Below are 26,445 nucleotides of genomic sequence, written 5' to 3'. Positions count from 1 at the left end.
ACCAACTCGCTGTTACCGGCCGTCGCACATGGCCTGTTACTATTGCGCCTCGCCTGCCTGGAGCCTCTGCGTGCCCGACGTCATCCTGCGACTCGCCCTGCCCTCGCCACTGCGCCGGCTGTTCGACTACCTCGCTCCACCCGGCGTGTCGGCCCGCGACCTGCAGCCCGGTGCACGGTTGCGCGTGCCCTTCGGCCGCCGCGAGATGATCGGCGTGCTGATCGAGATCACAGACCAAAGCGACGTACCCGCCAGCAAACTCAAGCCCGCGCTGCAACTGCTCGATCTACAAGCCCCGGTGCCGCCTGCACTCATGCGCCTGTGCCAATGGACCGCCCAGTATTACCAGCACAGCCTGGGCGATACGCTGAGCTGGGCGCTGCCGGTGCTGCTGCGCCAGGGCGAAGCCGCCGAAGCGCGCCAGGAGCGCTTCTGGCTGATCGCCAAGGACGCCCACCTGGATGATCCCCGCCTGGCCCGCGCGCCGCGCCAGCGCGAGGCCCTGAAAACCATCGCCCAGCACCCTCACGGCGTCGCCCACCAACTGCTCAGCCAGCTGCAGATCAACCGCGACAGCCTGCAGTTGCTGCAGGAGAAGGGCCTGGTGCGCGTCGAAGTGCGCCGTCTGAGCAGCCCGGAGCGCCACGCCAACTGGCTGGCCCAGCCTGAGTTGCCACTCAATGCCGAGCAGCGCGCCGCGGCCGAGGCGGTGCGCGCCGGCTTCGATGGCTTCAACGCCTTTCTGCTGGCCGGCGTGACCGGCAGCGGCAAGACCGAGGTCTATCTGCAGCTGATTCGCGAGACCCTGGAAGCCGGCAAGCAGGCCTTGGTACTGATTCCCGAGATCAATCTGGGCCCACAGACCCTGGCGCGCTTCGAGCGCCGCTTCAACGCACGCATCGCCCTGCTGCACTCGGCGGTCAACGACCGCGAGCGTCTGGACGCCTGGCTGGCAGCACGCGACGGCGAGGCCGACATCATCATCGGCACGCGCTCAGCGCTGTTCACGCCCATGAAGCGTCCGGGGCTGATCATCATCGACGAGGAGCACGACGCCTCCTATAAGCAGCAGGAAGGCCTGCGCTACCACGCCCGCGACCTGGCCGTGGTGCGCGCCCACCAGGAAGACGTGCCGATCGTGCTCGGTTCGGCCACGCCCTCGCTGGAGAGCCTGCACAATGCCCACAGTGGCCGCTACGCCCTGCTGCGCATGAACCAGCGCGCCGGCGGCGCCCAGCCGCCACGCTTCCTGCGCCTGGACATCAAGAGCCGGCCGCTCGATGCCGGCATGTCGCCGCCGCTGCAGCAGGCCATCACCCAGACCCTCGCAGCCGGCCAGCAGGTGCTGGTGTTTCTCAACCGCCGCGGCTTCGCGCCGACGCTCTTGTGCCACGAATGCGGCTGGCTGTCCGAATGCCCGCGCTGCGATGCACGCATGACCGTGCACCAGCGCAGCCGCGAGCTGCGCTGCCACCATTGCGGCCACGCCGAGCGCCAGCCCAGCAACTGCCCGAGCTGCAACAACGTCGACTTGCGCCCGGTGGGCGCTGGCACCGAGCGCGCCGAAGAACGCCTGGAGATTCTGTTTCCGGACGTGCCGGTGCTGCGTGTCGACCGCGACAGCACCTCGCGCAAGGAGGCGATGAATACGCTGTTCAACACCGTACAGCGCGGCGAGCCGTGCATTCTGGTCGGCACCCAGATGCTCGCCAAGGGGCACCATTTTCCACGCGTCACCCTGGTGGCGATCCTCGATGCCGACGGCGGACTGTTTTCCGCCGACTTCCGCGCCAGCGAACGCATGGCCCAGTTGATCGTCCAGGTCGCCGGCCGCGCAGGCCGCGCCGAGGAGCCGGGCAAGGTAATCATTCAAAGCCATCTGGCCGACCACCCGCTGCTCGTACAGCTGACCGAACAAGGTTATTTCGCCTTCGCCGACCAGGCGCTGAGCGAACGCCGCGCTGCCGGCCTGCCGCCGTTCTGCCACCTGGCGCTACTGCGTGCCGAAGCGCACAAGCCCGGCCAGGCGGAAGGTTTTCTCGACGAGGCCTGCAGCGAGGCTGAGCACTTGCTGAACGAACTGGCGCTGAGCGGCATCGAACTGCTGGGCCCGGTGCCCGCGCCCATGGAGCGCCGAGCCGGGCGCTACCGCGCGCAATTGCTGCTGCAGGGCAACGCCCGGGCGCCGCTGCACAAGCTGCTGGCGCACTGGCTGCTGATCCTGGAAAGCCTGCCCAGCGGCCGCGCGGTGCGCTGGTCGCTGGATGTGGACCCGATCGACCTGTTCTGAGTACCCGGCTCGCATCCAGAGACAACTGCCGCGCGCTTTTCCTTGCCGCCGGTGGCCTGCGACCTGCGGCTGCTTTTATAATGCGCAGTTTTCCACCCACGCTTTCGAGCGGCGCCGCACCTCGCGGCCGAACGAGCAGACCATGAAAGACAGCATTCGCCACCTGATCCAGCAAGCCCTGACCCGCCTGACCGCCGAAGGCGTGCTGCCCGACGGCCTGAGCCCGACGATCCAGGTGGAGAACACCCGGGACAAGACCCATGGCGACTTCGCCAGCAACATCGCCATGATGCTGGCCAAGCCAGCTGGCATGAAGCCCCGCGACCTGGCCCAGAAGCTCATCGACGCACTGCCTGCCGATGCGCAGATCAGCAAGGTCGAGATCGCCGGCCCCGGCTTTCTCAACTTTTTCCAGAACAGCGACGCCCTGGCCGAGCGCCTGGAAACGGCTCTGGCCGACGAGCACCTCGGCGTGCGCAAGAATGGCCCGGCGCAGCGCGTGGTCGTCGACCTGTCCTCGCCGAACCTGGCCAAGGAAATGCACGTCGGCCACCTGCGCTCGACCATCATCGGCGACGCCGTGGCGCGAGTGCTGGAGTTCCTCGGTGACGAGGTGATTCGTCAGAATCACGTCGGCGACTGGGGCACCCAGTTCGGCATGCTGCTGGCCTTCATGGAAGAGAACCCGGCCGCCGCGGAAAGCGAGCTGGCCGACCTGGAAGGCTTCTACCGCGCCGCCAAGAAGCGCTTCGACGAGTCTCCGGAATTCGCCGAGCGGGCCCGCGCGCTGGTCGTCGAGCTGCAAGCCGGCGAGCCGGAATGCATGCGCTTGTGGAACCGCTTCAACACCATTTCCCTGAGCCATTGCCAGAAGGCCTACGACCGCCTGGGCGTGAAGCTGACCCCGGCCGACGTCAAGGGTGAAAGCGCCTACAACGCCGACCTGGCCAACGTGGTCGCCGATCTGCGCAACAAGGGCCTGCTCACCGAAGACAACGGCGCCCAGTGCGTCTTCCTCGACGAGTACAAGAACGCCGAGGGCAACCCGCTGCCGGTGATCGTGCAGAAGGCCGGCGGCGGCTACCTGTACTCGACCACCGATCTGGCGGCCATGCGTTACCGCAGCCAGGTGCTCAAGGCCGACCGCGCGCTGTACTTCGTCGACCAGCGCCAGGCCTTGCACTTCCAGATGGCTTTCGAAGTCGCCCGCCGCGCCGGTTTCGTGCACGAGGGCATGGACCTGGAGCACATGGGCTTCGGCACCATGAACGGCGCCGACGGCCGCCCCTTCAAGACCCGCGATGGCGGCACCGTGAAGCTGATCGACCTGCTCGACGAAGCCGAGTCGCGTGCCTACGAGCTGGTCAAGGAGCGCAACGACCAACGTGCTGCGAAGGGTGAAACACCATTCGAAGAAGCTGAGCTACGCCAGATCGGGCGAGTTGTTGGCATCGCATCGGTGAAGTACGCCGACCTCTCCAAGCACCGCACCAGCGACTACAGCTTCAACTTCGAACTGATGCTGAGTTTCGAGGGCAACACCGCGCCCTACCTGTTGTACGCCTACACGCGCACCGCGAGCATCTTTCGCAAGCTGGGCAAGGGCATCGAGGAGATCGGCGGTCATATCGAACTTCACGCGCCCCAGGAAATCGAACTGGCCGGCAAGCTGGCGCAGTTCGGTGAAGTGCTGAGCAGCGTGGCCGACAAGGGCACGCCGCACCTGCTGTGCGCTTATCTCTACGACGTGGCCGGGCTGTTCTCCAGCTTCTACGAGCATTGCCCGGTGCTTGGCGCTGAGGACGAAGGCACTCGCCAGAGCCGCCTGCGCCTTGCCGCACTGACTCGCCGCACCCTCAAGCAAGGCCTGGAATTGCTGGGCCTGGAAACCCTGGAGCGCATGTAAGTGGCCGCCCGCAAGAAGCCAGCACCCAAGCGCGGCGCCAGCCGCTACAAGGCCCCGAGCAAGCGCCCGGTACCCGGCTGGATCTGGCTCGCCTGCGGCCTGGCCGTGGGCGTTTTCGTCACCCTGCTGCTCAATCTCAAGCCGGGCGACGAGGCGGTCAAGCGCGACAAGCCACAGCCGGAGCGCGCCAGCACCACGCCCAAACCGACGCCCTCGTCCACCAACCAGGAGCCGGGCAAACCCAAATACGATTTCTACACCCTGCTCCCCGAGTCGGAAGTGATCGTGCCGCCGGATGCCCTGCCCACGCCACCGACGCCCACGCCCGAGCAGAAGCCGGTCACTCCAGAGGAGGCGGCCAAGATCGATGCCGCTCGCGCCCAGGCCGCGCTCAATGGCGAAACCCCGCCACCCGCACCGCCCGTTGCCAAAGCGGCCGAAGCCGCCCAGGCGCCGCTGACCACGCAGTTTTTCCTGCAGGCCGGCTCGTTCCCCAGCAAGGACAAGGCCGAAAGCATGCGCGCGCAGATCATCCTGCTCGGCCAGAACGTGCGCGTGGAATCCGGCACCGTGCAGGACAAGACCTGGCACCGCGTGCTGGTCGGCCCCTTTGCCAATCGCGAGCAACTGGCCGGCGCCCAGAAGACCCTGGCAGCCGGGGGGTTCGGCAACCTGTTATTACAGCAGCGCCAGCTACGCTGATCCCCCTTTCGCCCGCCGTCGGTTGAAAAACCACGGCGGGCCCCCATCTGAGAGTCATCAGGGCCATTTCGCCCCGCAGCGTGGAGACTCTCCCTTGACCACCATCGTTTCAGTCCGCCGCCATGGCAAAGTCGTCATGGGTGGCGACGGCCAGGTTTCCCTCGGCAATACCGTGATGAAAGGCAACGCCAAGAAGGTTCGTCGCCTCTACCACGGTCAGGTCATCGCCGGTTTCGCCGGTGCCACCGCCGACGCTTTCACCCTGTTCGAGCGCTTCGAAGCGCAGCTCGAGAAGCACCAAGGGCATCTGGTGCGCGCCGCCGTCGAACTGGCCAAGGACTGGCGTACCGATCGTTCCCTGAGCCGCCTGGAAGCCATGCTCGCAGTGGCCAACAAGGACGCCTCGCTGATCATTACCGGCAACGGTGACGTGGTCGAGCCCGAGCACGGACTGATCGCCATGGGTTCCGGTGGCGGCTTCGCCCAGGCCGCGGCGCTGGCGCTGCTGCAGAAAGGCGGCGACGAACTGGGCGCCCGCGAGATCGCTGAAACCGCGCTGAACATCGCCGGCTCGATCTGCGTGTTCACCAACCAGAACCTGACCATCGAGGAGCTGGACTCGGCCCTTTGAGGTCAGTCCGGATCGGAGCCCGCTCATGTCCATGACACCCCGCGAGATCGTTCACGAACTCAACCGCCACATCATCGGCCAGGATGACGCCAAGCGCGCCGTGGCCATCGCCCTGCGCAACCGCTGGCGGCGCATGCAACTGCCGGCCGAGCTGCGCGCCGAAGTCACGCCCAAGAACATCCTGATGATCGGCCCAACCGGCGTCGGCAAGACCGAAATCGCCCGCCGCCTGGCCAAGCTGGCCAACGCGCCGTTCCTCAAGGTCGAAGCCACCAAGTTCACCGAGGTCGGCTATGTCGGCCGTGACGTCGAGTCGATCATCCGCGACCTCGCCGATGCCGCGCTGAAGATGCTGCGCGAGCAGGAAATCATCCGTGTGCGCCATCGCGCCGAAGACGCCGCCGAAGACCGCATCCTCGATGCCCTGCTGCCACCGGCACGCAGCGGCTTCGCCGAGGAAGCAGCGTCGAGCAGCGACTCGAACACCCGCCAGCTCTTCCGCAAGCGCCTGCGCGAAGGCCAGCTGGACGACAAGGAAATCGACATCGAAGTGGCCGACAGCCCGGCCGGCATCGAGATCATGACCCCGCCTGGCATGGAAGAAATGACCAGCCAGTTGCAGAACCTGTTCTCCAATATGGGCAAGGGCAAGAAGAAAAGCCGCAAGCTCAAGGTCAAGGACGCCCTGAAACTGGTGCGTGACGAGGAAGCCGGGCGTCTGGTCAACGAGGAAGAGCTCAAGGCCAAGGCCCTGGAAGCCGTCGAACAGCACGGCATCGTGTTCATCGACGAGATCGACAAGGTGGCCAAGCGCGCCAATGCTGGCGGCGCTGACGTGTCTCGCGAAGGCGTACAGCGCGACCTGCTGCCGCTGATCGAGGGCTGCACCGTGAACACCAAGCTGGGCATGGTCAAGACCGACCATATCCTGTTCATCGCCTCGGGTGCCTTCCACCTCAGCAAGCCGAGCGACCTGGTGCCGGAGCTGCAGGGCCGCCTGCCGATTCGTGTCGAGCTCAAGGCGCTGAGCCCGCAAGACTTCGAGCGCATCCTCAGCGAGCCCCATGCGTCGCTTACCGAGCAGTACGTGGCGCTGTTGCAGACCGAGGGCCTGGGCGTCGAGTTCGTCGACGAGGGCATCAAGCGTATCGCCGAGATCGCCTGGCAGGTCAACGAGAAGACCGAGAACATCGGTGCTCGTCGCCTGCACACGCTGCTCGAGCGCCTGCTCGAAGAAGTGTCGTTCAGCGCCGGCGATCTGGCCGGTCAACAGGGCGGCGAAACCATCCGCATCGACGCGGCTTACGTGAACAGCCACCTGGGCGAGCTGGCGCAGGACGAAGACCTGTCGCGCTACATTCTCTGATAGCCTGCAACTGCGCGGCGCTCGCCGCGCAGTCTTTCAGATTCGCCTGGAGCCCGCCGTGCTCATCCCCACCTCGATCAAGCTGCACAAGGCATCGCGCATTCTGGAGCTGCACTACGGCAGCGACAGCTACCGCTTGCCTGCCGAATTCCTGCGCGTGCATTCGCCCTCTGCCGAAGTGCAGGGCCACGGCAAACCGATTCTGCAAACCGGCAAACTCAACGTCGCCCTGGTCGGTATCGAGCCGGCGGGTAACTACGCCCTCAAGCTGACCTTCGACGACGGCCACGACAGCGGGCTGTTCAGCTGGGATTACCTGCAGCAACTGGCCCTGCGCCAAGACGAACTGTGGCGTGATTACCTGGACGCCCTGGCCGCCGCCGGCCAATCGCGCGACCCCGACGAGTCGGTCGTGCGGCTGATGCTCTGACCCCCCATCGATCGCGGCTCCCGCCTGGCCGATCTTGCGCTAACGTCTAAACTCGGGTAACCAGAGCACTTCAGGTTCACCCGCCATCTCTGGATGCCGCAAGCGCCACTACCACTGCCAATCGCAAGCCTCGACAGAATCAGCGCCATTGCCCGCAATCAATGGCCTCCTGCCGCTGGCAAAGGGAGCGTTGTCGATGAGTGAAAAGCAGAACGATGACCTGAAATACAAACCCACCAAGAGCACCATGGGGGTCAACCCGGTCATCGGTATACGTGGCAGGGATCTGCTGACTTCCGCCCGCCTGGTAATGACCCAGGCCATTCGCCAGCCGCTGCACAGCGCCCGGCACGTCGCCCACTTCGGTCTGGAAATGAAGAACGTGCTGCTCGGCCAGTCCACGTTGCAGCCCGAGGACAACGACCGCCGCTTCAACGACCCGGCCTGGAGCCAGAACCCGCTCTATCGCCGCTACCTGCAAACCTACCTGGCCTGGCGCAAGGAGTTGCACGACTGGGTCGAGCACAGCTCGCTGTCCGAGCAGGACGTCAGCCGCGGCCACTTCATCATCAACCTGATGACCGAGGCGATGGCGCCGAGTAACAGCCTGGCCAACCCGGCAGCGCTCAAACGCATCTTCGATACCGGAGGCAAGAGCCTGCTCGACGGTCTTTCGCACATGGCCAAAGACCTGCTGAACAACGGTGGAATGCCCAGCCAGGTGGACATGAAAGCCTTCGAGGTGGGTCGCAACGTCGCCACCACCGAAGGCGCCGTGGTGTTTCGCAACGAGGTGCTGGAGCTGATCCAGTACACCCCGGTCACCGAGCAGGTTTTCAAGCGCCCGCTGCTGGTGGTGCCCCCGCAGATCAACAAGTACTACGTATTCGACCTGTCCCCGGAAAAGAGCCTGGCGCGCTTTCTCCTGCGCAGTCAGGTGCAGACCTTCATCGTCAGCTGGCGCAACCCGACCAAGGCCCAGCGCGAATGGGGCCTGTCGACCTACATCGAAGCGCTCAAGGAAGCCGTCGAGGTGGTCTGCGCGATCACCGGCAGCAGCGATGTCAACGTGCTGGGCGCCTGCTCCGGCGGCGCGACCACCGCCTCGCTGCTGGGCCACTACGCAGCCATCGGCGAACAGAAAGTACATGCCCAGACGCTGCTGGTCAGCGTGCTGGATACTCAGCTGGACAGCCAGTACGCGCTGTTCGCCGACGAGCAGACCCTGGAAGCGGCCAAGCGCCGTTCCTACCAGGCGGGCGTGCTGGAAGGCAGCGACATGGCCAAGGTGTTCGCCTGGATGCGCCCCAACGACCTGATCTGGAATTACTGGGTCAACAACTACCTGCTCGGCAACGAGCCGCCGGTGTTCGACATTCTTTACTGGAACAACGACACCACCCGCCTGCCCGCCGCCTTGCACGGCGAATTCATCGAGATGTTCCAGACCAACCCACTGACCCGCGCAGGCGCGCTGGAAGTCTGCGGCACGCCCATCGACCTCAGTCAGGTCACCTGTGACTACTACGTGGTGGCCGGCAGCAACGACCACATCACGCCCTGGACGTCCTGCTACAAGTCGGCGCGGCTGTTCGGTGGCCAGTGCGAGTTCGTGCTGTCCAGCAGCGGGCACATCCAGAGCATCCTCAACCCGCCGGGCAACCCCAAGGCACGCTACATGACCAACCCCGAGATGCCGGCCGATCCGAAGGCCTGGCAGGAGGACGCCACCAAGCACGCCGATTCCTGGTGGCTGCACTGGCAGAAATGGCTGACCGCTCGCTCCGGGGAGAGCAAGAAGGCGCCCGCCAAGCTGGGCAACAAGCGCTACCCGGCGGCCGAGGCGGCACCGGGCACCTACGTGCACGAGCGCTAAGCGCGCGACGACCACCGACAGGGGCGCCACATGTCATCAGCCTTCGTGTTTCGCACCATCGTCCTGGATCAACAGACGATCCGCACCGCCGTGCGCCCCGGCAGCCCGGACAGGGTGCCACTGCTGATCTTCAACGGCATCGGCGCCAACCTGGAACTGGTGATGCCCTTCGTCAACGCTCTGGACAAGGACCAGGAAATCATCGCATTCGATGTGCCGGGCGTCGGCGGCTCCTCCACGCCAAGCATCCCCTATCGCTTTCCCGGCCTGGCCAAGCTGGCGGCGCGCATGCTCGATTACCTGGATTACGGCCAGGTCAACGCCATCGGCGTGTCCTGGGGCGGCGCCCTGGCGCAGCAGTTCGCCCGTGACTACCCCGAGCGCTGCAAGAAACTGGTGCTGGCCGCGACCTCGGCAGGCGCGGTGATGATTCCGGGTAAGCCCAAGGTGCTTTGGCGCATGGCCAGCCCGCGCCGTTATCTGCAGCCCTCCTACGGCGTGCATATCGCCGCCGACATCTATGGAGGGGCCTTCCGCCGGGATCCCAAGCTCGCCCTGTCCCACGCCAGCAAGGTGCGCTCGGGTGGCAAGCTCGGCTACTACTGGCAGCTGTTCGCCGGCATGGGCTGGACGAGCATTCACTGGCTGCACAAGATCCGCCAACCGACCCTGGTACTGGCCGGCGACGACGACCCGATCATCCCCCTGCTCAACATGCGCCTGCTGGCCTGGCGCATCCCCAACTCGGAGCTGCACGTGATCGACGACGGCCACCTGTTCCTGGTGACCCGTGCCGAGGTGGTGGCGCCCATCATCATGAAGTTCCTCGCCGAAGAGCGGCAGCCGGCTGTCATGCATCCGTACAACGTGACGGCGACCCGTGGGCAACTCTGACGGTCAGGCGCATGGCAATGGGTGAGGATGCGTCGGCCCCATGAAGACCCGCGAACGCATCCTCATTGCGACCCTGCAGCTGTTCAACGAGCGTGGTGAACCCAACGTCTCGACCCTGGAAATCGCCAATGAACTGAACATCAGCCCGGGCAATCTCTATTACCATTTTCACGGAAAGGAACCGCTGACCCTGGCGCTTTTCGAGCAGTTCCAAACGACACTGGCGCCACTGCTTACCCCACCTGACGACGCCGAGCTCGACGCCCAGGACTACTGGCTGTTCCTGCACCTGATTGCCGAAGGCATGTCGGCCTATCGCTTCCTGTTTCAGGATCTCTCCAACCTCAGCGGACGCCTGCCCAAGCTGGCCGCCGGCATGCGCCACTGGCTTGCCAGGCTGCGACATACGCTCACGGCTCTGCTGGCGCATCTAAAGGGCCGGCGGGTGCTGATCAGTGAGGACAAGGCCTTGCAGCAGCTGGTCGAACAAATCGTGCTGACCCTGCTGTTCGCCCAGGATTACCAGCGTATCGTTGCTCAGCCGGCCGACAGCCGCCTGGTGGTTTACCACGTGATGATGCTGGTCGCCCCGCATCTGCAGGACGAAGCGCGCCACACCACTGTGCTGCTGGCTCACAGTTACCTGCACGAGAGCGCCGGCTGAAAACGAAAACGCCCGATACGGGATCGGGCGTTTTAGAGGCGACTTACCGACTCAGGACTGCGTGCCGGAAGAGGTCGAGGGGCTCACGGCCGGCGTCGTCGAGGCCGCTGGCGTGGTTACCGGTGCCGCCGGTGCCGTAGTGGCCTTGCTGGCTGCCGGTTTCTTCACCGCTGGTTTGCTGGCGGCTTTGGCGGCTGGTTTAGCTGCCGGTTTGGCCGCGGGCTTGGCAGCTGGTTTAGCTGCGGCCTTTGCCGGGGTTTTCGCGGCAGAGGCTGGCTTACTCGCCGCCGCCTTGCTCACCGGCGCTTTCTTGGCTGCTGCAGGTTTAGCCGCAGTCGGCTTGGCGGCTGGCTTCACCGCTGCCGTGCTGGCTGCCCTGCTGGCCGGCGCCTTACTCGCGGTCGCCGGTTTGCTGGCCGGCTTGGCCGCGGCTTTTTTCACCGCAGGCTTGGCGGTGGATTTGCTGGATACACCCGTCAGCGTCTCCAGTTGACGGGTCAGCAGATCGACCTTGTCATTGAGCGCCTTGACCTCGTTGCGGCTCGGTACACCCAGCCGCGAGATCGCATTGTTGAGACGCTTGTCGAACGCTTCCTCGAGCTCGCTCCACTTGCCGATCGCCTTGCCCTTCACCTCGTCGACACGCGAACGCGCACTGCTGACGGACGAATCCACCGACGACTTCACCGCATCGGCCTGCTTATCGACGTTGCTCTTGGCGGCTTTCTCGGCCTTTTCGCCATCCTTGACCAGCGTGTCGAACAGCTTGGTGCCGTCCTTGCTGACCTTGGAATATGCGCCCAGGCCTGCCAACCAGATCTGCCGCGAGTACTTTTCAACCTCGCCGATCCACGAGCTGGTCTGTTTCTCGGTTTTCTTTTTGACAGCCATCCTGCTCTCCTTATTGAGTACGCGCGACACGCTCGAGCAACGCGCTCAGCTCATCCAGCTTAGCAGACAGGGCTTCGATATCCTGTCGGGCGGGAATACCAAGACGGTTCAGTGCGCCAGCCACGCGTGAATCGAAGGCCTGCTCGATCTTTTCGATACGCGCGGCGACCTGGTTCTTCACAACGGACACTCTGCTTCTGGCTTCGTCGATCTGGCCATTGGCCGCCTCGACTTGTTCATTGACCTGTTTCCTGCCGCGCTGTTCCGCTTGCTCCCCCAGGTGCACCAGCGTCTGGAAATATTCCAGGCCTTCCTGACCAACCTTCGCATAAGCACCCAGACCGGCGAGCCACAACTTTCTGATTCGCGACGGTTGATCGCCCAGGGCAGAGCGGCGAGCGGAGACAAGTGGTTTCTTGCTGACGGTAGCGTTCGACATGGTGCACCTCACAGTGGTTTGGGAGATGGCCTGCACGACACAGGCTTACCAGACAACGTAAAGGGCAAAACTAGAAAACGCATACTAATCGACGCGGAGATCGCACGAGAGCATGCGGATAATCGAAAGGAGTGAGGGTCGAGCCTGCGAGCGCAAGGCTCGCAGGCTCAGAGGCCGATCAGTTGCTGGCTGGCGGCGTTGCACCGTTGGCAGCATTGGTGGCAGGCGTGGACGCAGGAGCTGGCTCGCTCGCCGATGCAACGGCAGGCTTGCTGGCTTCAGGCTTGACCACCGGCTTTGCAGCCGTGGCTTTGGCTGCAGGTTTGGCCGCGGCTTTGGCAGCTGCAGGTTTGGCGGCAGCCTTGGTCGCCGGCTTGGCAGCAGCCGGTTTCGCCGCCGCCGGGGTGGCAGGCTTGGCGGCAGCTTTGGCACCTGGCTTGGCAGCCGGTTTAGCTGCGGGCTTGGCAGCGGCCGATTTGGCAGTGGCCTGGCTAGCCGGCTTGGCAGCTGGCTTCGCGACGGCCTTGGCCGCTGGCTTGGCGGTAGCGGGTTTCGCAGCCGCTTTGGCAGCCGACTTGGCTACTGCTGGCTTGGCCGCCGTCTTGGTTGCTGCAGGTTTGGCAGCTGGCTTGACGCTAGCCGGTTTCGCGGCAGCTTGAGCGGCTGGTTTGGCAGCAGGCTTAGCGGCTGCCTTGGTGGCCGGTTTGGCTGCGGGTTTGGCTGCGGCCTTGGTCGCCGGCTTGGCAGCAGCGCGAGCCGCCGGTTTCACTGCGGCTTTGACCGCAGGTTTGCTAGCAGCAGGTTTTGCAGCAGCCTTGGCGGCTGGTTTGGCAGCCACTGGCTTGGCTGCAGCCTTGCTGGCAACCGGCTTGGCCTGTGCCTTGTCACGACTGGTCAGGGCTTTGCCGGCGGCCTCACGTACCTTGCCGACGCCCTGGGCCAGTTTCAGGCTTTCCTGAGCATCGCGCTTGAGTTGCACGATGTACTGGCGGGTCTCGGTCTGGCGAGCCTGCAGCGCATCGAGCGCGCCTTCCAGCTCATCCACCGCGGCCTTGGCCTTGGACTGCGCCTTGGCCTTGCCATCGGCGACTGCCGACTGCAGCTTGCCACGGGCCTTGTGCAGTTTTTCCTGCGCGCTACCGCGCTGCTTTTCCAGTTTGGCGAGAATCTTTTCAGCGTCTACCAGCGCTTGCGAGCAGGCATTCTCGAGGTGCTCGAGCAAGCTTCCGGACAGTTGCTGCAGCAGATGCAAAGGGGTGGTGACCGATTTCTTCTTCAGGTTTTTTGTGGCCGGCATGACGCGCCTCCAGGCGGATGGGATAAAGCCATACATAGGTGGGTGAAATTTGCGCCCGCCAGAGGCGCTTTGCAAGCACCTGCGCATGCTTGGCGGGGGCCTGAAACGACGACGCCGCGGATGATCGCGGCGTCGTGGCTCATACAGCGGCGGCGGTGGCCTGCTGTTTGTGGGCAGTGTGCAGAACCTCGATCAGACAATCCTCGAGTTCGAAGCGCTCGTGCAGCATCTGCCCCAGGCGCTTGAGCTCGGCGCTCACCGAGTCTACGTCGCCACAATCGCCTTCATCGCAACGGTCGTTGAAGGCCAGGGCCGCTTCGGTGATCACCTCGATTCGTGGGTAGATCTGCTTGGCCAGCTCGAGACCACGCTGGTCACCAAACGCCCGGGCCTCGTCGGTGAGCTGCTGGTAAACCTCGAAATGTCCGGCGGAGACGTAGTCGACGAGGTATTCGCAGAACCGCTGCATAACCACCTTGTCGCTCACGTCATCGATGGCCACGTAGGTCTTGATCAGTTCGGCACGTTCCTGCAGCCAACGATCGATCATCAGGTGTACGCCGCCCCACCGCTCCTGCGCATTCTGGCAACTTTCGAGCATGGTGATCCGCTCCCTTATGAGTTAAGTCCTGTAGGCATCCGGGCTCAGACCATCGTTCAACCTGTCTTCGCCGCGAATCGGAAGTTGGCTGGTCACCTGGCAGCATCCCACTGGCCGGAAGTCGCTGCGGGCCATGGCAGGCAGCGACGGCAACGCACCACGAGTCGATCCTTGAACGTGCAGCCGAGTCCGGACACTAGCATGATTCTGCGTGCAGTCCGACCTCTCATTTCGTCTGAGGTTATGCCTGCTCTAATCACCCTTCAAGGGGGATCAAAGCGGCGCCGGCCTCGAGCCGACGCACACGGATGCAGCTCAGCCCAGCGGCGGCGTGCGCGCAGGCTCAACGGTGGTGGCTACGACCGCCTGGCCGCTGAGGCGACGGTCGAGCAGACTCAAGCCTTCCTGAAACAAGCGGTTACTGCGCTCCACTTCGCCCAGTTGCGCCAGCAGGCGCGCCAGCTCCGCGCAGGTTTCAGGATGGCGTTCGAGCGTCAGGCTGGCCTCGAAGTAATCACGGGCCTTGCCCCACAGCTGGTTGTGCAGGCTCAGGCGGCCCAGGGTAAGCAACAGCCCGGCATCATCGGGATGCTGCTTGAGCCAGCCTTCGGCCGCTTGCAGCTGTTTGGCCGGATCACGGCCACGCAGCAAGCCGTAAAGGCGCGCCAGGCGGCTGTCGTACTCGCGGTTCAAGGCCTTGTTGAGCAACTCCTCGGCGCCCGGCTCGGCGCCAAGCGCACGCAGGCGGTCGGCATATACCGCCAGCAGCTCGGGCTCGCCACGCAAGTTGGGAGACAAGCGCTCCCAGGCCTGGGCCAGCGACGGCAGCGCGCCATCGCCTGCCTCATTGAAGTCCAGGCCGAGCAGGTATTCACGCCAGGCGCGTCGCTCCAGCGCCATCAGCTCGGCCGGCGCCAGGGCCTTTTCCTTGCGCAGCACCGGCAGCAGCTTGAGCACCGCCTGCCAGTCACCACGGGTTGCATAGAGCTGCTGCAGTTGGCGCAGCACCTGCGGGTTGTGCGGATGGCGTTCGTGCATCACCTGCAGGGTTTGTTGGGCGTCATCGATTTCACCACGCGCCAGTTGTAGCTCGGCGTGGGTCAGGGCGATCGCCAGCTCGGCGTTGGGCTGGCGCTGCAGCGCCTCTTCCAGCAGGGCGTCGCTTTCCTGGTAATGCTCGAGGTTGTGAGCGGCACGGGCGGCGCCCAGGTAATGGATCAGGGGCCGCGGCTCGTTGCGTGCGATGCGGCTCAGGTGCGTCTGCGCCTTGCTCCAACGACCTTCGATGAGCTCCTGGAAACCGTGCTCGGAGGCGCTACGCACGCGGCGCTCGCGGTGCAGTCTCGACCAGGGGTTGATCAGCCCGACCGACACCAGCAATGCTCGAATCACAATCCGCAGCAGCCATAGCGCCAGGACGATCGCAACGACCAGCAGCACGAAGGCCCACAAGGTCGATTCGTAGCGAAACCCCTTGTAGGCGAACAGTACGTAGCCCTGATGCTCGGAAATGGCCAGGCCCAGCAGCGCCAGCCCGCCGATCACCAGCACGGTGAGTAACAGCAGGTAAACGCGCTTCATGGGCGCTCCTCCGCACTGTCCTGGCCGGGTGCATTCTTGAGGCGTTCGCGCGCCGACTGCTTGTGCTCGATATAGGCCTGAACGGCGTTGAGCGATTCGCCGAGCTCAGGCGCCTTGACCTCGATGGGCTGGTCGACCAGTTCGCCGACGCGGGCGCGCAGGGCGCGGCTGTCGGGATTGTCACGATTGAAGTTGGCGTCCAGCACCTCGGCTGCCTGCTGCAGCGCCTGCCGATAGACCTGGGTCTGGCCATGCAGCGCGGCCCATTGTGCCTGCTCGAGCGCCAGGCTCAGGGCCAGACGCACTTGCGTCAGGCTCTGCCCGGCCAGTAGCGGGCGCACGTTCTGATCGGCGTTGAAATCGAGGCGGAAATACTGGGAGAGCTTGTGCAGGCTCTGGCCCCACCAGGTGCCAGGTTCACTTTCGGCCGCCAGCTCGCCAAGTACGCCACCGTCAGCGACGAACTTGGGATTCAATGAGTTGAGCTGCGAAGCCTGCTCGCGCAAAGCGCCGAGCTGCAGGAACAGGCCGGTGCGATCGGGGTTGTCGGTGGCGCGCAAGGCTTCCAGGCTCTTGGCCAGTTGCTCGCGGGCGGCGAAGGCTGCCGGGTCGTCCTGGTCACGGAGGATTTCATCGGCCGCCTGGACCAGTGCAGTGGCACTGTTGATGTCCTGCAACGCCGACAGGCGCAGGCTGGCCAGACGCAGCAGGTGCTCGGCCTCGGCCAGGCGCCAGTCCTGACGGCTGGCACCCAGGACGGTTTCCAGGCGGCGATTGAGCAGTTGCTGGTCACCCTGCAGTTGCGCCACCAGTTGGCGACGCTCCTCGAGCTCCTGCGCGCTGGGCAGTTGCTCGAAACGGCCATTCAGGCTTTCGGTGCGCTGCGTCAACGCCTGGGCCTGACTGCGCGCCTGCTCGAGCTGAGCGGACTGCTGCTGCGCTTCGCTCTGCAGTGCGTGCAATTGCCAGGCACTCCAGCCACCGACGCCGACACCGATGGCGCCGACCAGCAGGGCCACGGCGGCAATCGCCGAGCCGCGCGCAGCCGGTTTGGCCTCGGCAGCGGCTGGGGACGATTCGGGGGCGGTCTGCACAGGCTGTTCCTGCTCTTTGGGGGGAGTCGCTTCGCTCACGTATCCATCCTTTGCTTCAAGAGTCGGGCGAAGCCTGCGCACGCAAGGCCGCCAACAACGCCGCGGTGTCGGCACCACGGCAATCCACAACATCAACCGCACCCAGCTCGCGGGCCATTTCGGCGACGCGCGGGCTGGGCACGAACAAGGGTAGCTGCGCCAGCGTGGGCCAGTCATCCGCCGCCAGTTGCCGCAGATGCGTCAGGCCCTGCCCACTGCTGACCACCAGGCCATTCAAGCGTTCCACCTGTATCAGCTGCTGCAGCGTACCGGCAGGGTAGGCTGGCAGCACGCGGCGGTAGACCGGCAGATAGTCCACTTCGACGCCTTGGGCCTGCAAGCGCTCGGCCAGCAGCGTGCGGCCATCTTCACCGCGGATGATCAGCACCCGCGGAAACATCGCATCCTTGAGCGGCGCCTGCAGCTCGGGCAGATCCAGCAGGGCTTCGCTGTCATCGCCGTGTTTCGGCCAGAACGCCGCCAGGCCGTAGTCGGCGAGAATCTGTCCGGTGCCGGCGCCGACGCTGAACCAGGGCTGGTCGGCGAGCGGCTGCGGCCAATAGCGATCGAGCAGCTCCAGGCCGAAGCGGGCCGCGGGCTTGCTCACCACGATCACTGCCGTGTAGCGGTGCAGGTCGCAAATGGTCGCACTGTGCTGAGGCGTTTCCGGCAATTGCTCGATGCCCAGCAGGGGCAGGCAGGCACCGTGGATGCCTTCACTGGCGAGCGTTTGGGCCAGTGCCTGGCACTCCTGCTCGGGGCGGGTCAGCAGCAGGCGCCAGGCACTCACTCGGCAGCGGCCTCGCCGTAGATGGCTTTGAGGATTTCGCCCGCGCCCTGGGCCAGCAGTGCTTCGGCGACCTCGATGCCAAGCGCCTCGGCGTCTTCGGCGGCGCCACGCTGCTCGGCACGCAGCAAGCGGCTGCCATCCGGCTCGCCGACCAGGCCACGCAGCCACAGCTGCTCGCCTTCGAGAATCGCATAGCAGGCAATCGGCACCTGACAACCGCCGTTGAGGCGCTTGTTCATGGCGCGCTCGGCCGTCACGCGCAATGCGGTCTCGGTGTGGTTGAGGGGCGCCAGCAGTTGCTGCAATTGGGCATCGCCGACCCGACACTCGATACCCACCGCGCCCTGCCCACCAGCCGGCAGGCTGTGCTCGACGCCGATGGAGGCGCGGATGCGGTCTTCGAAGCCGAGACGGATCAGGCCCGCCGCCGCCAGGATGATGGCGTCGTATTCACCGGCATCCAGCTTGGCCAGCCGGGTGTTGACGTTGCCACGCAGGAAATGGATTTTCAGGTCGGGGCGGCGCGCCAGCAGCTGAGCCTGGCGACGCAGGCTGGAGGTGCCGACTACGCTGCCGGCCGGCAACGCGTCGAGGCTGTCGTAGGTATTGGAGACGAACGCATCGCGCGGGTCTTCACGCTCGCAGATGCAGAACAGGCCCAGGCCTCCGGGGAAATCCATCGGCACGTCTTTCATCGAATGCACGGCAATGTCGGCCTGGTCTTCCAGCAACGCGGTTTCCAGTTCCTTGACGAACAGGCCTTTGCCACCAATTTTGGCCAGCGGCGCATCGAGCAACTTGTCGCCACGGCTGACCATCGGCACCAGGCTCACCCGCAAGCCCGGATGGGCCTGTTCGAGGCGAGCCTTGACGTGTTCGGCCTGCCACAGGGCCAGGGCACTCTTGCGGGTGGCGATGCGAATTTCGCGGGGCATTTGCATGTTCCAGAAAACCAGTTGCCGCGAATGATAACAGGCTCGCGGGTCGCCGGCCCGAAGCCGGCTGCGACCCTTCGCCCTACTGCCCGCGACGCGGCAACGGACTCGCTAGATCTGGTTCATCAACTTCCGCACACCCGCAACGTGGCGGCGGCTGACCACCAACGCATCGCCATTGAGCCCCTTGAGATAGAGCTGGAAGTGACCCAGCGGGGTGCGCTGCAGGCGCTCGATACGCTCGCGGGCCACCAGGGCATTACGGTGGATGCGTACGAAACGGTCGCCGAACTCGTCCTCCAACGCCTTGAGCGGCTCGTCGAGCAGTACCTCGCCGCCCTCGTGACGCAGCGTCACGTATTTGTGATCGGCGATGAAATAGATCACGTCGTCCAGCGGAATCAGTTCTATGCCTTTGCGGGTCCGCGCACTGATATGGCTACGCGGGCCAACGCCACTTTCCGCTGCGGGTCGGGTGAGCGCGGCCAGTTGCACGCGATTCAGGCGCTCGGCTTTTTTCAGTGCATCCTCAAGGTGTTCTGGGCGCACGGGCTTGACCAGATAGCCCACCGCGCTGACCTGAAAGGCCTCCACGGCAAACTCATCATGGGCGGTGCAGAAGATCACCGCTGGCGGCGCCTCACGCTCGCAGAGCCTGGCGGCGGCCTGTAGGCCGTCGAGGCCCGGCATGCGGATGTCGAGCAGCACTACGTCGGGCTTGAGGCTCTCCACGAGCGCCAACGCCTCTTCGCCATTGCTCGCAGAGGGCTCGACCACACGATAACCGTCCAGCGCGGCCACCATTCGGCTCAGGCGCTCACGGGCAAGGGGTTCGTCATCAACGATCAAGACATTCATAATGATCTGGCTTCCTGCATGGGTCTTGCACATGGGTAGCGTAGACGGGTGTAGTGAAGGCCATCGCGGCGCTCCACACTGAGATTGGCCTGCGAACCGAAAAGTGCCGCAAGCCGCGCATCGATGTTGGCCAGCGCCTGGTGCGTGCCGCGCGAGGCCATGGGTGCGCCGCCCTCATCAAAGGGATTGCAGACGCTGAGATGGAATACACCATCGTTGTATGTGGCTGATATCTGCACCAGTCCCCCTTCGATACGTGGCTGGATACCGTAGATCAGAGCGTTCTCCAGCAGCGGCTGCAGGGTCAGCTGGGGAATCGGCAGGTCAGCGGGAACATCGTCGACGTCCCACTGCAACTGTAGCCGTTCGCCAAGCCGATATTGCTCGATCGACAGGTACCGCTGTGCCAGTTCCAGTTCCTCGCTCCAACTGACGAGGCTACCGGGCTTGGCCAGGCTTGCCCGGAACAGGTCGGAGAGATCCAGCACCGCTTGTTCCGCCCTGGCAGAATCTGTGACAACCAGGCTCGCGATGCTGTTCAAACTGTTGAACAGGAAGTGCGGGCGGATGCGCGCCTGCAGCGATTCGATGCGCGCGCGCAGCTCGGCCTGCTCCTGACGCCGCCACTGGCTCTGCAGATAGAAATAGCGCAGCAACAAGGCCGACATGATCAGGCTGATCAGCGCATGACGCAGGTACAGGTTGACCTCACCCTCATGGGGCAGCGGCCCGCCCAGGTCGTAGTAGTCGGCCACCGCCGTACAGCCCAGTGTCAGCCCGACCACCAGGGCACTGCAGGCCGCCCCCGCCCACATCGCCCGCAGCCTGGCGAGCAGCGGCCGGAACCGGCACAACAATGCCGAGGACAGCAGCACGATCCACTGCACGAACAGCGAGGTCAGCGCCAGGCGCACCCAGTCGAAACCGGGCAGCATCGGCTCGGCGAGCACCAGCACCAGCACCAGCAGTTCTGCGAGCAGCACGGTGCTGAGCAGCGCTTCGGGCTGGCACAGTTCCGGCACGAAGAAATCGTTCGGCGCCTGGGGGGTCGAGGTCTTGCGTTTATCGTTCATCGCTGCAGTTTCGGCGGGCACTGCGCAACGGGCAAGAGAGCCTGTGGCAGGCAGGCGAATTAGGCCGCGTAAACGCGTGGCGAAGGGACGAAACTGTGACCCAGGCGACACTCGCGCCGGCCACTGCGCAGAGTGCCGGGTCTGTTATCATCGGCACACTTTTCCGCCATGACGGGCAGCCTTGATCCGTCCGAACACGCCTACAGCCGAGCCACATTCATGAGCCAAGAAAAAACCAATCAGTCCTGGGGCGGCCGCTTCAGCGAACCCGTCGACGCCTTCGTCGCCCGCTTCACCGCTTCGGTGGAATTCGACAAGCGCCTGTACCGTCACGACATCATCGGGTCCATCGCCCACGCCACCATGCTGGCCAAGGTCGGCGTACTGACCGACGCCGAACGCGATGCGATCATCGATGGCCTCAAGCAGATCCAGAACGAGATCGAAGCGGGCAGCTTCGACTGGCGCGTCGACCTGGAAGACGTGCACATGAACATCGAGGCGCGCCTGACCGACCGCATCGGCGTGACCGGCAAGAAGCTGCACACCGGCCGCTCGCGCAACGATCAGGTGGCCACCGACATCCGCCTGTGGCTGCGGGACGAGATCGACCTGATCCTGGCCGAAATCACCCGCCTGCAGCAGGGCCTGCTGGAACAGGCCGAGCGCGAAGCCGAGACCATCATGCCCGGCTTCACCCACCTGCAAACCGCCCAGCCGGTAACCTTCGGCCATCATCTGCTGGCCTGGTTCGAAATGCTTTCGCGTGACTACGAGCGCCTGGTCGACTGCCGCAAGCGCACCAACCGCATGCCACTGGGCAGCGCTGCGCTGGCCGGCACCACCTACCCGATACAGCGCGAGATCACCGCCGAGCTGCTGGGCTTCGACGCGGTGGGCGGCAATTCCCTGGACGGCGTGTCGGATCGCGACTTCGCCATCGAATTCTGCGCCGCCGCGTCGCTGGCGATGATGCACCTGTCGCGCTTCTCCGAAGAGCTGGTGCTGTGGACCAGCGCCCAGTTTCAGTTCATCGATCTGCCGGATCGTTTCTGCACCGGCTCCTCGATCATGCCGCAGAAGAAAAATCCCGACGTACCCGAGCTGGTACGCGGCAAGACCGGCCGCGTGTTCGGCGCCCTGACCGGCCTGTTGACCCTGATGAAAGGCCAGCCGCTGGCTTACAACAAGGACAACCAGGAAGACAAGGAACCGCTGTTCGACGCCGCCGACACCCTGCGTGATTCGTTGCGCGCCTTCGCCGACATGATCCCGGCGATCAAACCCAAGCACGCCATCATGCGCGAAGCGGCGCTGCGCGGTTTCTCCACCGCCACCGACCTGGCCGACTACCTCGTACGCAAGGGCCTGCCGTTCCGTGACTGCCACGAGATCGTCGGCCATGCGGTGAAGTACGGCGTCGACAGCAGCAAGGACCTGGCCGAAATGAGCCTCGACGAGCTGCGCCAGTTCAGCGACCAGATCGAGCAGGACGTATTCGCCGTGCTGACTCTGGAAGGCTCGGTGAATGCCCGTGACCACATCGGCGGTACCGCACCGGCTCAGGTGCGTGCGGCGGTGGCGCGCGGCCAGAACCTGCTGGCCACACGATGAGCGTTCCCGGCCGCCGTATTTCGGTGGTCGGCTGCTCCGGGGCGGGGAAGACCACACTGTCGCGCCAATTGGCACTGCAGCTGGGCTACCGGCATATCGAACTCGATGCGCTGTACCACCAACCCGACTGGCAGCCCCTGCCGGTCGATGCTTTCCGGCAGGCGGTGGCGCAAGCCACCAGAGGCGATGGCTGGGTGGTGGAAGGCAACTATTCGGCAGTACGCACGCAGATTCTCGAACAGGCGGATCTGGTGATCTGGCTGGATCTGCCGCGCCACGCCGTGATGCGCCAGGTGCTGTGGCGCACACTGCGCCGCCTGCTGCAAAGCCAGGAGCTGTGGAACGGCAACCGCGAACGCTGGGCCAACCTGTTCAGCCTCAAACCCGAGCAATCGATTCTGGCCTGGTCGTGGACGCGTCACGGCAAGTATCGCGCGCGTTATGCCGAGGAAATGCGCGACGCCCCACCCCATCGCCCTTACCTACGCCTCGCTTCACGCCAGGCCATCAATGATTTTCTGGCCACGCTGCCAACCCGATAGATTCAGGAGACCATCATGTCGATCCACATCCGCCCTGCCGTACGCGAAGACGCTGCCCTGATCCTGCGTTTCATCACCGACCTGGCCATCTACGAGAAGGCCGAGCACGAGGTGAAAACCGATGTCGCCGGCATCGAGAACAGCCTGTTCGGTCAAGGCAGCACGGCCCACGGGCTGATCTGCGAACTGAACGGCGAGCCGATCGGCTACGCCGTGTATTTCTTCAATTACTCGACCTGGCTGGGCAAGCACGGCCTGTACCTGGAAGACCTTTACGTCACCCCACAGCAGCGCGGCGTCGGTGCCGGCAAGGCGCTGCTGCGCCATCTGGCCAAGCTGGCGGTGACGCGCGGTTGTGGTCGCTTCGAATGGTCGGTGCTGGACTGGAACACGCCGGCCATCGAGTTCTACGACTCCATCGGCGCCAAGCCGCAGAACGAGTGGATCGGCTACCGCCTGACCGGCGAAGCCCTGACGAGCTTCGCCGCCGGCTGATCAGCCGCCGAAACGCGCTTTCATGTGGGCCAGGAACGGCCCCATCAACGCGTCCTTGTCGGCCGCAATGCGCTGCACATGGAGGTTCTCGGCGAAGCGTTCGAGCAGCGCCCTGGCCTGAGGGAAGTCGCCCAGCAGGTCGATGGCGAACACCTTGTGAGCCACGGCGGCAGCAAGGTCGACGCTGTACAGAAAATACAGGTCGGCCAGGCTCAGGCTGTCGCCCGCCACGTAGGGCGAGAAGGTGCCGAGGCGCTTCAGCGAGTCGATACCGGCCAACAGTTCTTCACGGGTCTTGGCCTGGATCGCCGGGTCGACCTGCAGACCGAAGAATGCCTGGGCATAACAGGCGCGCGCCGGCAGTTCGATATACAGCTCGATGTGCCTGGCCAGCTCGCGCACCCGCGCCTGCTCGTAGGCCCCCTTGGGCAGCAGCGACGGTCCCTGGCCCAGCGCCTCGATGTATTCGAGAATCGCCGACGTTTCACTGATGTAGCCGTGCTCGCATTGCAACACCGGCACCTTGCCGCGCGGGCTGATCGCCAGGAAGGCTTCGTCGCGGGAGGCGAAGACCTGCACTTCCTCGAACGGCAAACCCTTCTCCAGCAGGGCGAGTTTGACCATGTTGTAGTAGTTGCTGACGGCAAAACCATGGAGCCTGAGCATGGATACGTTTCCTCTGGTAGGCAGACCGGTCAGGTAAGGTTACACGCCACCTGGATGCTTAGCACAGCCGGATCTTAACGCTGCATGACCGAGCTTCGCTTTGCTCACACGGCCTGCAGCACGAGGTCTCCTTCACTCAGAACAGGGTCTGCGGCAGTTGCTGCGCCTTTGCCCGCCGCAGTTGCAGCCAACCCAACAGACCAAGAAGCAGAACCGCTGGGATCCACATGATTTCCTTGGGAGGACGATGGCTTTCCATTTGCAGTTCGAGAACCTCTTGGTCGAACTGCAGGCCGGCGCGCTCGGCTGCCGATCTGAAGCCCACCGCATCGATCAGGGTGCGCTCACCTTCCTCGTACAACGTCAGGCCCAGGGCCTCCAGCCGCTCTTCGGGCACGCTGTCCGGCACCTTGAACATCACCGTCAGGTCACGGGTGCTGCCATCCACTTCTTCCTGACGCACTACCAGGCGCAGATCGTCGCCGGGATCAGCCTCGCGCAGCGCTTCGGCGAAACGTGCCGGTGGCTCGCCCTGGTAAGGCGCGATGACGCGATCCAGCCAGAAATCCGGGCGGAACAGGGTAAAGGAGATCAGTAACAGCAACGGCAGTTCGAACCAGCGGTTGCGGGTGATGAACCAGCCCTGGGTGGCCGAGGCGAACACCAGCATCGCCAGCGTAGCGCTGAAAAAGGTGATTATGCCCTGGGTGACGGTCACGTCGATCAGCAACAGGTCAGTGTTGAAGATGAACATGAACGGCCACACGATGCTGCGTGCGTCGTAGATGAAAGCCTGGATTCCGGTCTTGATCGGGTCGTCTCTGGCGATCGCCGCTGCCGCGAACGAGGCAAGCCCCACCGGAGGCGTGGAGTCGGCCAGCAAGCCGAAATAGAAAACGAACATGTGCACCGCGATCAGCGGCACCACTAGACCATGCTGCTGGCCTAGCGAAACGATCACCGGTGCCATCAACGACGACACCACGATGTAGTTGGCTGTGGTCGGCAGGCCGAGGCCCAGCACCACGCAAAATACCCCGGTAAGCACCAGCATCAGCAGCAGGTTACCCATCGACAGGGTTTCCACCAGGTCGGCGAGAACGATTCCGACGCCGGTCTGCGAGATGGCGCCGACCACGATGCCGGCGGTGGCGGTGGCCACGCCGATGCCGATCATGCCGCGGGCACCAGCCTGTAGTGCGGCGTAAAGGTCGTACAGACCATTGCGCAGAGTGCCGGCGCGGCGCAGCGGGTCGCGGCGCATCAGGTTGAGCAGCGGGCGCTGAGTGACGAGGATGGCGATCAGCGACAGCACGCCCCAAAAGGCCGACAGGCCGGGGGACAGGCGCTCGACCATCAGGCACCAGACCAGGATCACCATCGGCAGCAGGAAGTGCAGGCCGGAGAGGAACACCTTGCGAGTGTCCGGCAACTGGGTCAGGGCGGTTTCCGGGTCTTCCGCGGCGAGCTGTTCGACCCCGGCAGAAATGCGAATCAGCACCAGGTAGGCGACGGCGATCAGCCCGGCGATCACCCAACTGGCATAGTCGCCGAACAGCGGCTTGAGCCAGCCAAGGCCGTAGTACACGGCCAAAGCCAGGGCGCTGACCAGGGCGATGCCGAAGCTCAAGGTCATCAGACGCAGCAGAATGGGCTTGGGCGTCGGCCGCGGCAGGCCGGCCATGCCCAACTTGACGGCCTCCAGGTGCACCAGCCAGAGCAGGGTGATGTAGGAGATGGTCGCTGGCAGCAGGGCGTGCTTGAGCACTTCGACATACGGAATGCCGACATACTCGATCATCAGGAAGGCCGCAGCGCCCATTACCGGCGGCATCATCTGGCCATTGGTCGAGGCGGCCACTTCGATGGCGGCGGCCTTGGTACCGGGATAGCCGACCTTCTTCATCATCGGAATGGTGAAGGGGCCGGTGGTGACCACATTGGCGATGGACGAACCGGACATCAGGCTGGTCAGCATCGAGCCGATCACCGAGGCTTTGGCTGGCCCGCCCCGCATGTGGCCGAGCATGGAGAACGCCAGCTGGATGAAGTAATGGCCGGCGCCAGCGCGGTCGAGCATGGCGCCGAACAGCACGAAGAGAAAGACGAAGGCCGTGGACACCCCCAATGCGACGCCGAATACGCCTTCGCTACTCAACCACTGGTGGTTGGCCAGCGCTTCCAAGGACACACCGCGATGCGACAGCATGCCTGGCATCCAGGGGCCGGCGACGGAGTAGACGAGAAATACCAGGGCGATCACCGCCAGCGCAGGGCCAAGGCTGCGCCGGGTGGCCTCCAGCAGCAACGGAATGCCGATCAGCGCGGTGAGCAGGTCGAGATCGGTCGGTGTGCCTGGCCGGCTAGCGAGTTCGCGGTAGAAGATGAACAGGTAGAGCACCGCCGCGCCAGCCAGCAGGGCGAACAGCAGGTCGTGCCAAGGCACCTGGCTGCGCGGTGAACGGTTGAAGGCAGGGTAGACCAGAAAGGCCAGGGCCAAGGCGAATGCCAGGTGGATGGCTCTGGCTTCGGCATCATTGAAGATGCCAAAACTGAAAATGAACGGCAGGGGTGAAACCAGCCATAGCTGGAACAGCGACCAGCTCAGGGCAAGAGCAGCGATCAGCCAGGCCATAACCCCGCCGGGGGAACGAGCACCGGTTTCCTGGGCAGCGAGTTCGGCAGCGCTCTGTTGATTCATGGGTGCAGCTCCAAATCAAACGGCCGGCCCTTCAGGACCGGCCGGTAATCTCGGTGACGCGAGCACCACT

The 26,445-nt window shown here is 64.5% G+C and carries 24 protein-coding genes; 12 read left to right on the top strand and 12 right to left on the bottom strand.

Annotated elements, in window-relative coordinates:
- Nucleotides 1–70 precede the first annotated feature (70 nt).
- From BVH01_RS01160 to BVH01_RS01120, 9 genes are all read left to right on the top strand, one after another.
- Nucleotides 71–2,290 carry a primosomal protein N' gene (locus BVH01_RS01160; protein WP_075928579.1) on the top strand — a complete coding sequence of 740 codons (2,220 nt, stop codon included), beginning with the start codon at nucleotides 71–73 and terminating at the stop codon, nucleotides 2,288–2,290.
- 142 nt (nucleotides 2,291–2,432) lie between these two features.
- On the top strand, nucleotides 2,433–4,196 hold the full coding sequence (gene argS / locus BVH01_RS01155) for an arginine--tRNA ligase (protein ID WP_075928578.1): 1,764 nt from the start codon (nucleotides 2,433–2,435) through the stop codon (nucleotides 4,194–4,196).
- Nucleotides 4,197–4,898: an SPOR domain-containing protein gene (locus BVH01_RS01150; protein ID WP_075928577.1), complete on the top strand. Its 702-nt coding sequence runs from the start codon at nucleotides 4,197–4,199 to the stop codon at nucleotides 4,896–4,898.
- A 94-nt stretch (nucleotides 4,899–4,992) separates the two neighbouring features.
- Nucleotides 4,993–5,529, top strand: coding sequence for an ATP-dependent protease subunit HslV (gene hslV / locus BVH01_RS01145; protein ID WP_075928576.1), 537 nt, complete (start codon nucleotides 4,993–4,995; stop codon nucleotides 5,527–5,529).
- Nucleotides 5,530–5,554: 25 nt separating this feature from the next.
- Nucleotides 5,555–6,895 carry an HslU--HslV peptidase ATPase subunit gene (gene hslU / locus BVH01_RS01140; protein ID WP_075928575.1) on the top strand — a complete coding sequence of 447 codons (1,341 nt, stop codon included), beginning with the start codon at nucleotides 5,555–5,557 and terminating at the stop codon, nucleotides 6,893–6,895.
- 58 nt (nucleotides 6,896–6,953) lie between these two features.
- Nucleotides 6,954–7,325 (top strand): gamma-butyrobetaine hydroxylase-like domain-containing protein, encoded by a 372-nt coding sequence (locus BVH01_RS01135; RefSeq protein ID WP_075928574.1) that lies wholly within the window; start codon nucleotides 6,954–6,956, stop codon nucleotides 7,323–7,325.
- A gap of 196 nt (nucleotides 7,326–7,521) precedes the next feature.
- A complete protein-coding gene (gene phaC / locus BVH01_RS01130) occupies nucleotides 7,522–9,201 on the top strand; it encodes a class II poly(R)-hydroxyalkanoic acid synthase (protein WP_075928573.1) in 1,680 nt (559 codons plus the stop codon).
- Nucleotides 9,202–9,231: 30 nt separating this feature from the next.
- Entirely contained in the window at nucleotides 9,232–10,095 is an 864-nt protein-coding gene (phaZ, locus tag BVH01_RS01125) for a poly(3-hydroxyalkanoate) depolymerase (protein ID WP_075928572.1), read from the top strand.
- 40 nt (nucleotides 10,096–10,135) lie between these two features.
- Nucleotides 10,136–10,759, top strand: a complete 624-nt coding sequence (locus BVH01_RS01120; protein ID WP_075928571.1) for a TetR/AcrR family transcriptional regulator — start codon at nucleotides 10,136–10,138, stop codon at nucleotides 10,757–10,759.
- Nucleotides 10,760–10,810: 51 nt separating this feature from the next.
- On the opposite strand, the gene BVH01_RS01115 is transcribed toward BVH01_RS01120, so the two are convergent.
- The 10 genes from BVH01_RS01115 to BVH01_RS01070 form a co-directional block, all read right to left on the bottom strand.
- Nucleotides 10,811–11,650 carry a phasin family protein gene (locus tag BVH01_RS01115; protein WP_075928570.1) on the bottom strand — a complete coding sequence of 280 codons (840 nt, stop codon included), beginning with the start codon at nucleotides 11,648–11,650 and terminating at the stop codon, nucleotides 10,811–10,813.
- Between the two features lie 10 nt (nucleotides 11,651–11,660).
- Nucleotides 11,661–12,089, bottom strand: coding sequence for a phasin family protein (locus tag BVH01_RS01110; protein ID WP_075928569.1), 429 nt, complete (start codon nucleotides 12,087–12,089; stop codon nucleotides 11,661–11,663).
- Between the two features lie 178 nt (nucleotides 12,090–12,267).
- Nucleotides 12,268–13,386 carry an AlgP family protein gene (locus tag BVH01_RS01105; protein ID WP_075928568.1) on the bottom strand — a complete coding sequence of 373 codons (1,119 nt, stop codon included), beginning with the start codon at nucleotides 13,384–13,386 and terminating at the stop codon, nucleotides 12,268–12,270.
- Between the two features lie 139 nt (nucleotides 13,387–13,525).
- Nucleotides 13,526–13,987, bottom strand: a complete 462-nt coding sequence (locus BVH01_RS01100; RefSeq protein WP_075928567.1) for an Rsd/AlgQ family anti-sigma factor — start codon at nucleotides 13,985–13,987, stop codon at nucleotides 13,526–13,528.
- Nucleotides 13,988–14,302: 315 nt separating this feature from the next.
- Complete coding sequence (locus tag BVH01_RS01095) at nucleotides 14,303–15,568, bottom strand: heme biosynthesis HemY N-terminal domain-containing protein (RefSeq protein ID WP_075928566.1); 1,266 nt, start codon at nucleotides 15,566–15,568, stop codon at nucleotides 14,303–14,305.
- The gene (locus tag BVH01_RS01090) at nucleotides 15,565–16,701 is read right to left on the bottom strand and encodes a uroporphyrinogen-III C-methyltransferase (RefSeq protein WP_075928565.1); all 1,137 of its coding nucleotides are present in this window, start codon (nucleotides 16,699–16,701) and stop codon (nucleotides 15,565–15,567) included. Before BVH01_RS01090 ends, BVH01_RS01095 begins: the two co-directional genes overlap by 4 nt.
- Before the next feature lie 16 nt (nucleotides 16,702–16,717).
- Nucleotides 16,718–17,491 carry a uroporphyrinogen-III synthase gene (locus BVH01_RS01085; protein WP_075928564.1) on the bottom strand — a complete coding sequence of 258 codons (774 nt, stop codon included), beginning with the start codon at nucleotides 17,489–17,491 and terminating at the stop codon, nucleotides 16,718–16,720.
- On the bottom strand, nucleotides 17,488–18,426 hold the full coding sequence (gene hemC / locus BVH01_RS01080) for a hydroxymethylbilane synthase (protein WP_075928563.1): 939 nt from the start codon (nucleotides 18,424–18,426) through the stop codon (nucleotides 17,488–17,490). Before hemC ends, BVH01_RS01085 begins: the two co-directional genes overlap by 4 nt.
- Before the next feature lie 111 nt (nucleotides 18,427–18,537).
- Nucleotides 18,538–19,284: a LytTR family DNA-binding domain-containing protein gene (locus tag BVH01_RS01075; protein ID WP_075928562.1), complete on the bottom strand. Its 747-nt coding sequence runs from the start codon at nucleotides 19,282–19,284 to the stop codon at nucleotides 18,538–18,540.
- Nucleotides 19,281–20,357, bottom strand: a complete 1,077-nt coding sequence (locus BVH01_RS01070; RefSeq protein WP_075928561.1) for a sensor histidine kinase — start codon at nucleotides 20,355–20,357, stop codon at nucleotides 19,281–19,283. The genes BVH01_RS01075 and BVH01_RS01070 overlap by 4 nt, the downstream gene beginning before the upstream one ends.
- A 219-nt stretch (nucleotides 20,358–20,576) precedes the next feature.
- On the opposite strand from BVH01_RS01070, the gene argH reads away from it, so the two are divergent.
- Genes argH through BVH01_RS01055 form a run of 3 tightly spaced genes read left to right on the top strand, consistent with a single transcriptional unit; the run spans nucleotide 20,577 to nucleotide 23,008 of the window.
- Nucleotides 20,577–21,971 (top strand): argininosuccinate lyase, encoded by a 1,395-nt coding sequence (gene argH / locus BVH01_RS01065; RefSeq protein ID WP_075928560.1) that lies wholly within the window; start codon nucleotides 20,577–20,579, stop codon nucleotides 21,969–21,971.
- Nucleotides 21,968–22,513, top strand: a complete 546-nt coding sequence (locus BVH01_RS01060; protein WP_075928559.1) for an AAA family ATPase — start codon at nucleotides 21,968–21,970, stop codon at nucleotides 22,511–22,513. Before argH ends, BVH01_RS01060 begins: the two co-directional genes overlap by 4 nt.
- 15 nt (nucleotides 22,514–22,528) lie before the next feature.
- A complete protein-coding gene (locus BVH01_RS01055; RefSeq protein ID WP_075928558.1) occupies nucleotides 22,529–23,008 on the top strand; it encodes a GNAT family N-acetyltransferase in 480 nt (159 codons plus the stop codon).
- Here the strand turns inward: BVH01_RS01055 and BVH01_RS01050 are convergent, their stop codons facing one another.
- Complete coding sequence (locus BVH01_RS01050; RefSeq protein ID WP_075928557.1) at nucleotides 23,009–23,674, bottom strand: glutathione S-transferase; 666 nt, start codon at nucleotides 23,672–23,674, stop codon at nucleotides 23,009–23,011.
- A gap of 136 nt (nucleotides 23,675–23,810) precedes the next feature.
- Nucleotides 23,811–26,375, bottom strand: a complete 2,565-nt coding sequence (locus BVH01_RS01045; RefSeq protein WP_075928556.1) for a TRAP transporter permease — start codon at nucleotides 26,373–26,375, stop codon at nucleotides 23,811–23,813.
- Nucleotides 26,376–26,445 lie beyond the last annotated feature (70 nt).

The organism is Pseudomonas sp. PA1(2017) (genome assembly GCF_001945375.1).
In the GTDB taxonomy this organism is placed as follows: domain Bacteria; phylum Pseudomonadota; class Gammaproteobacteria; order Pseudomonadales; family Pseudomonadaceae; genus Aquipseudomonas.
This window is presented reverse-complemented; position numbering and strand designations above follow the sequence as displayed.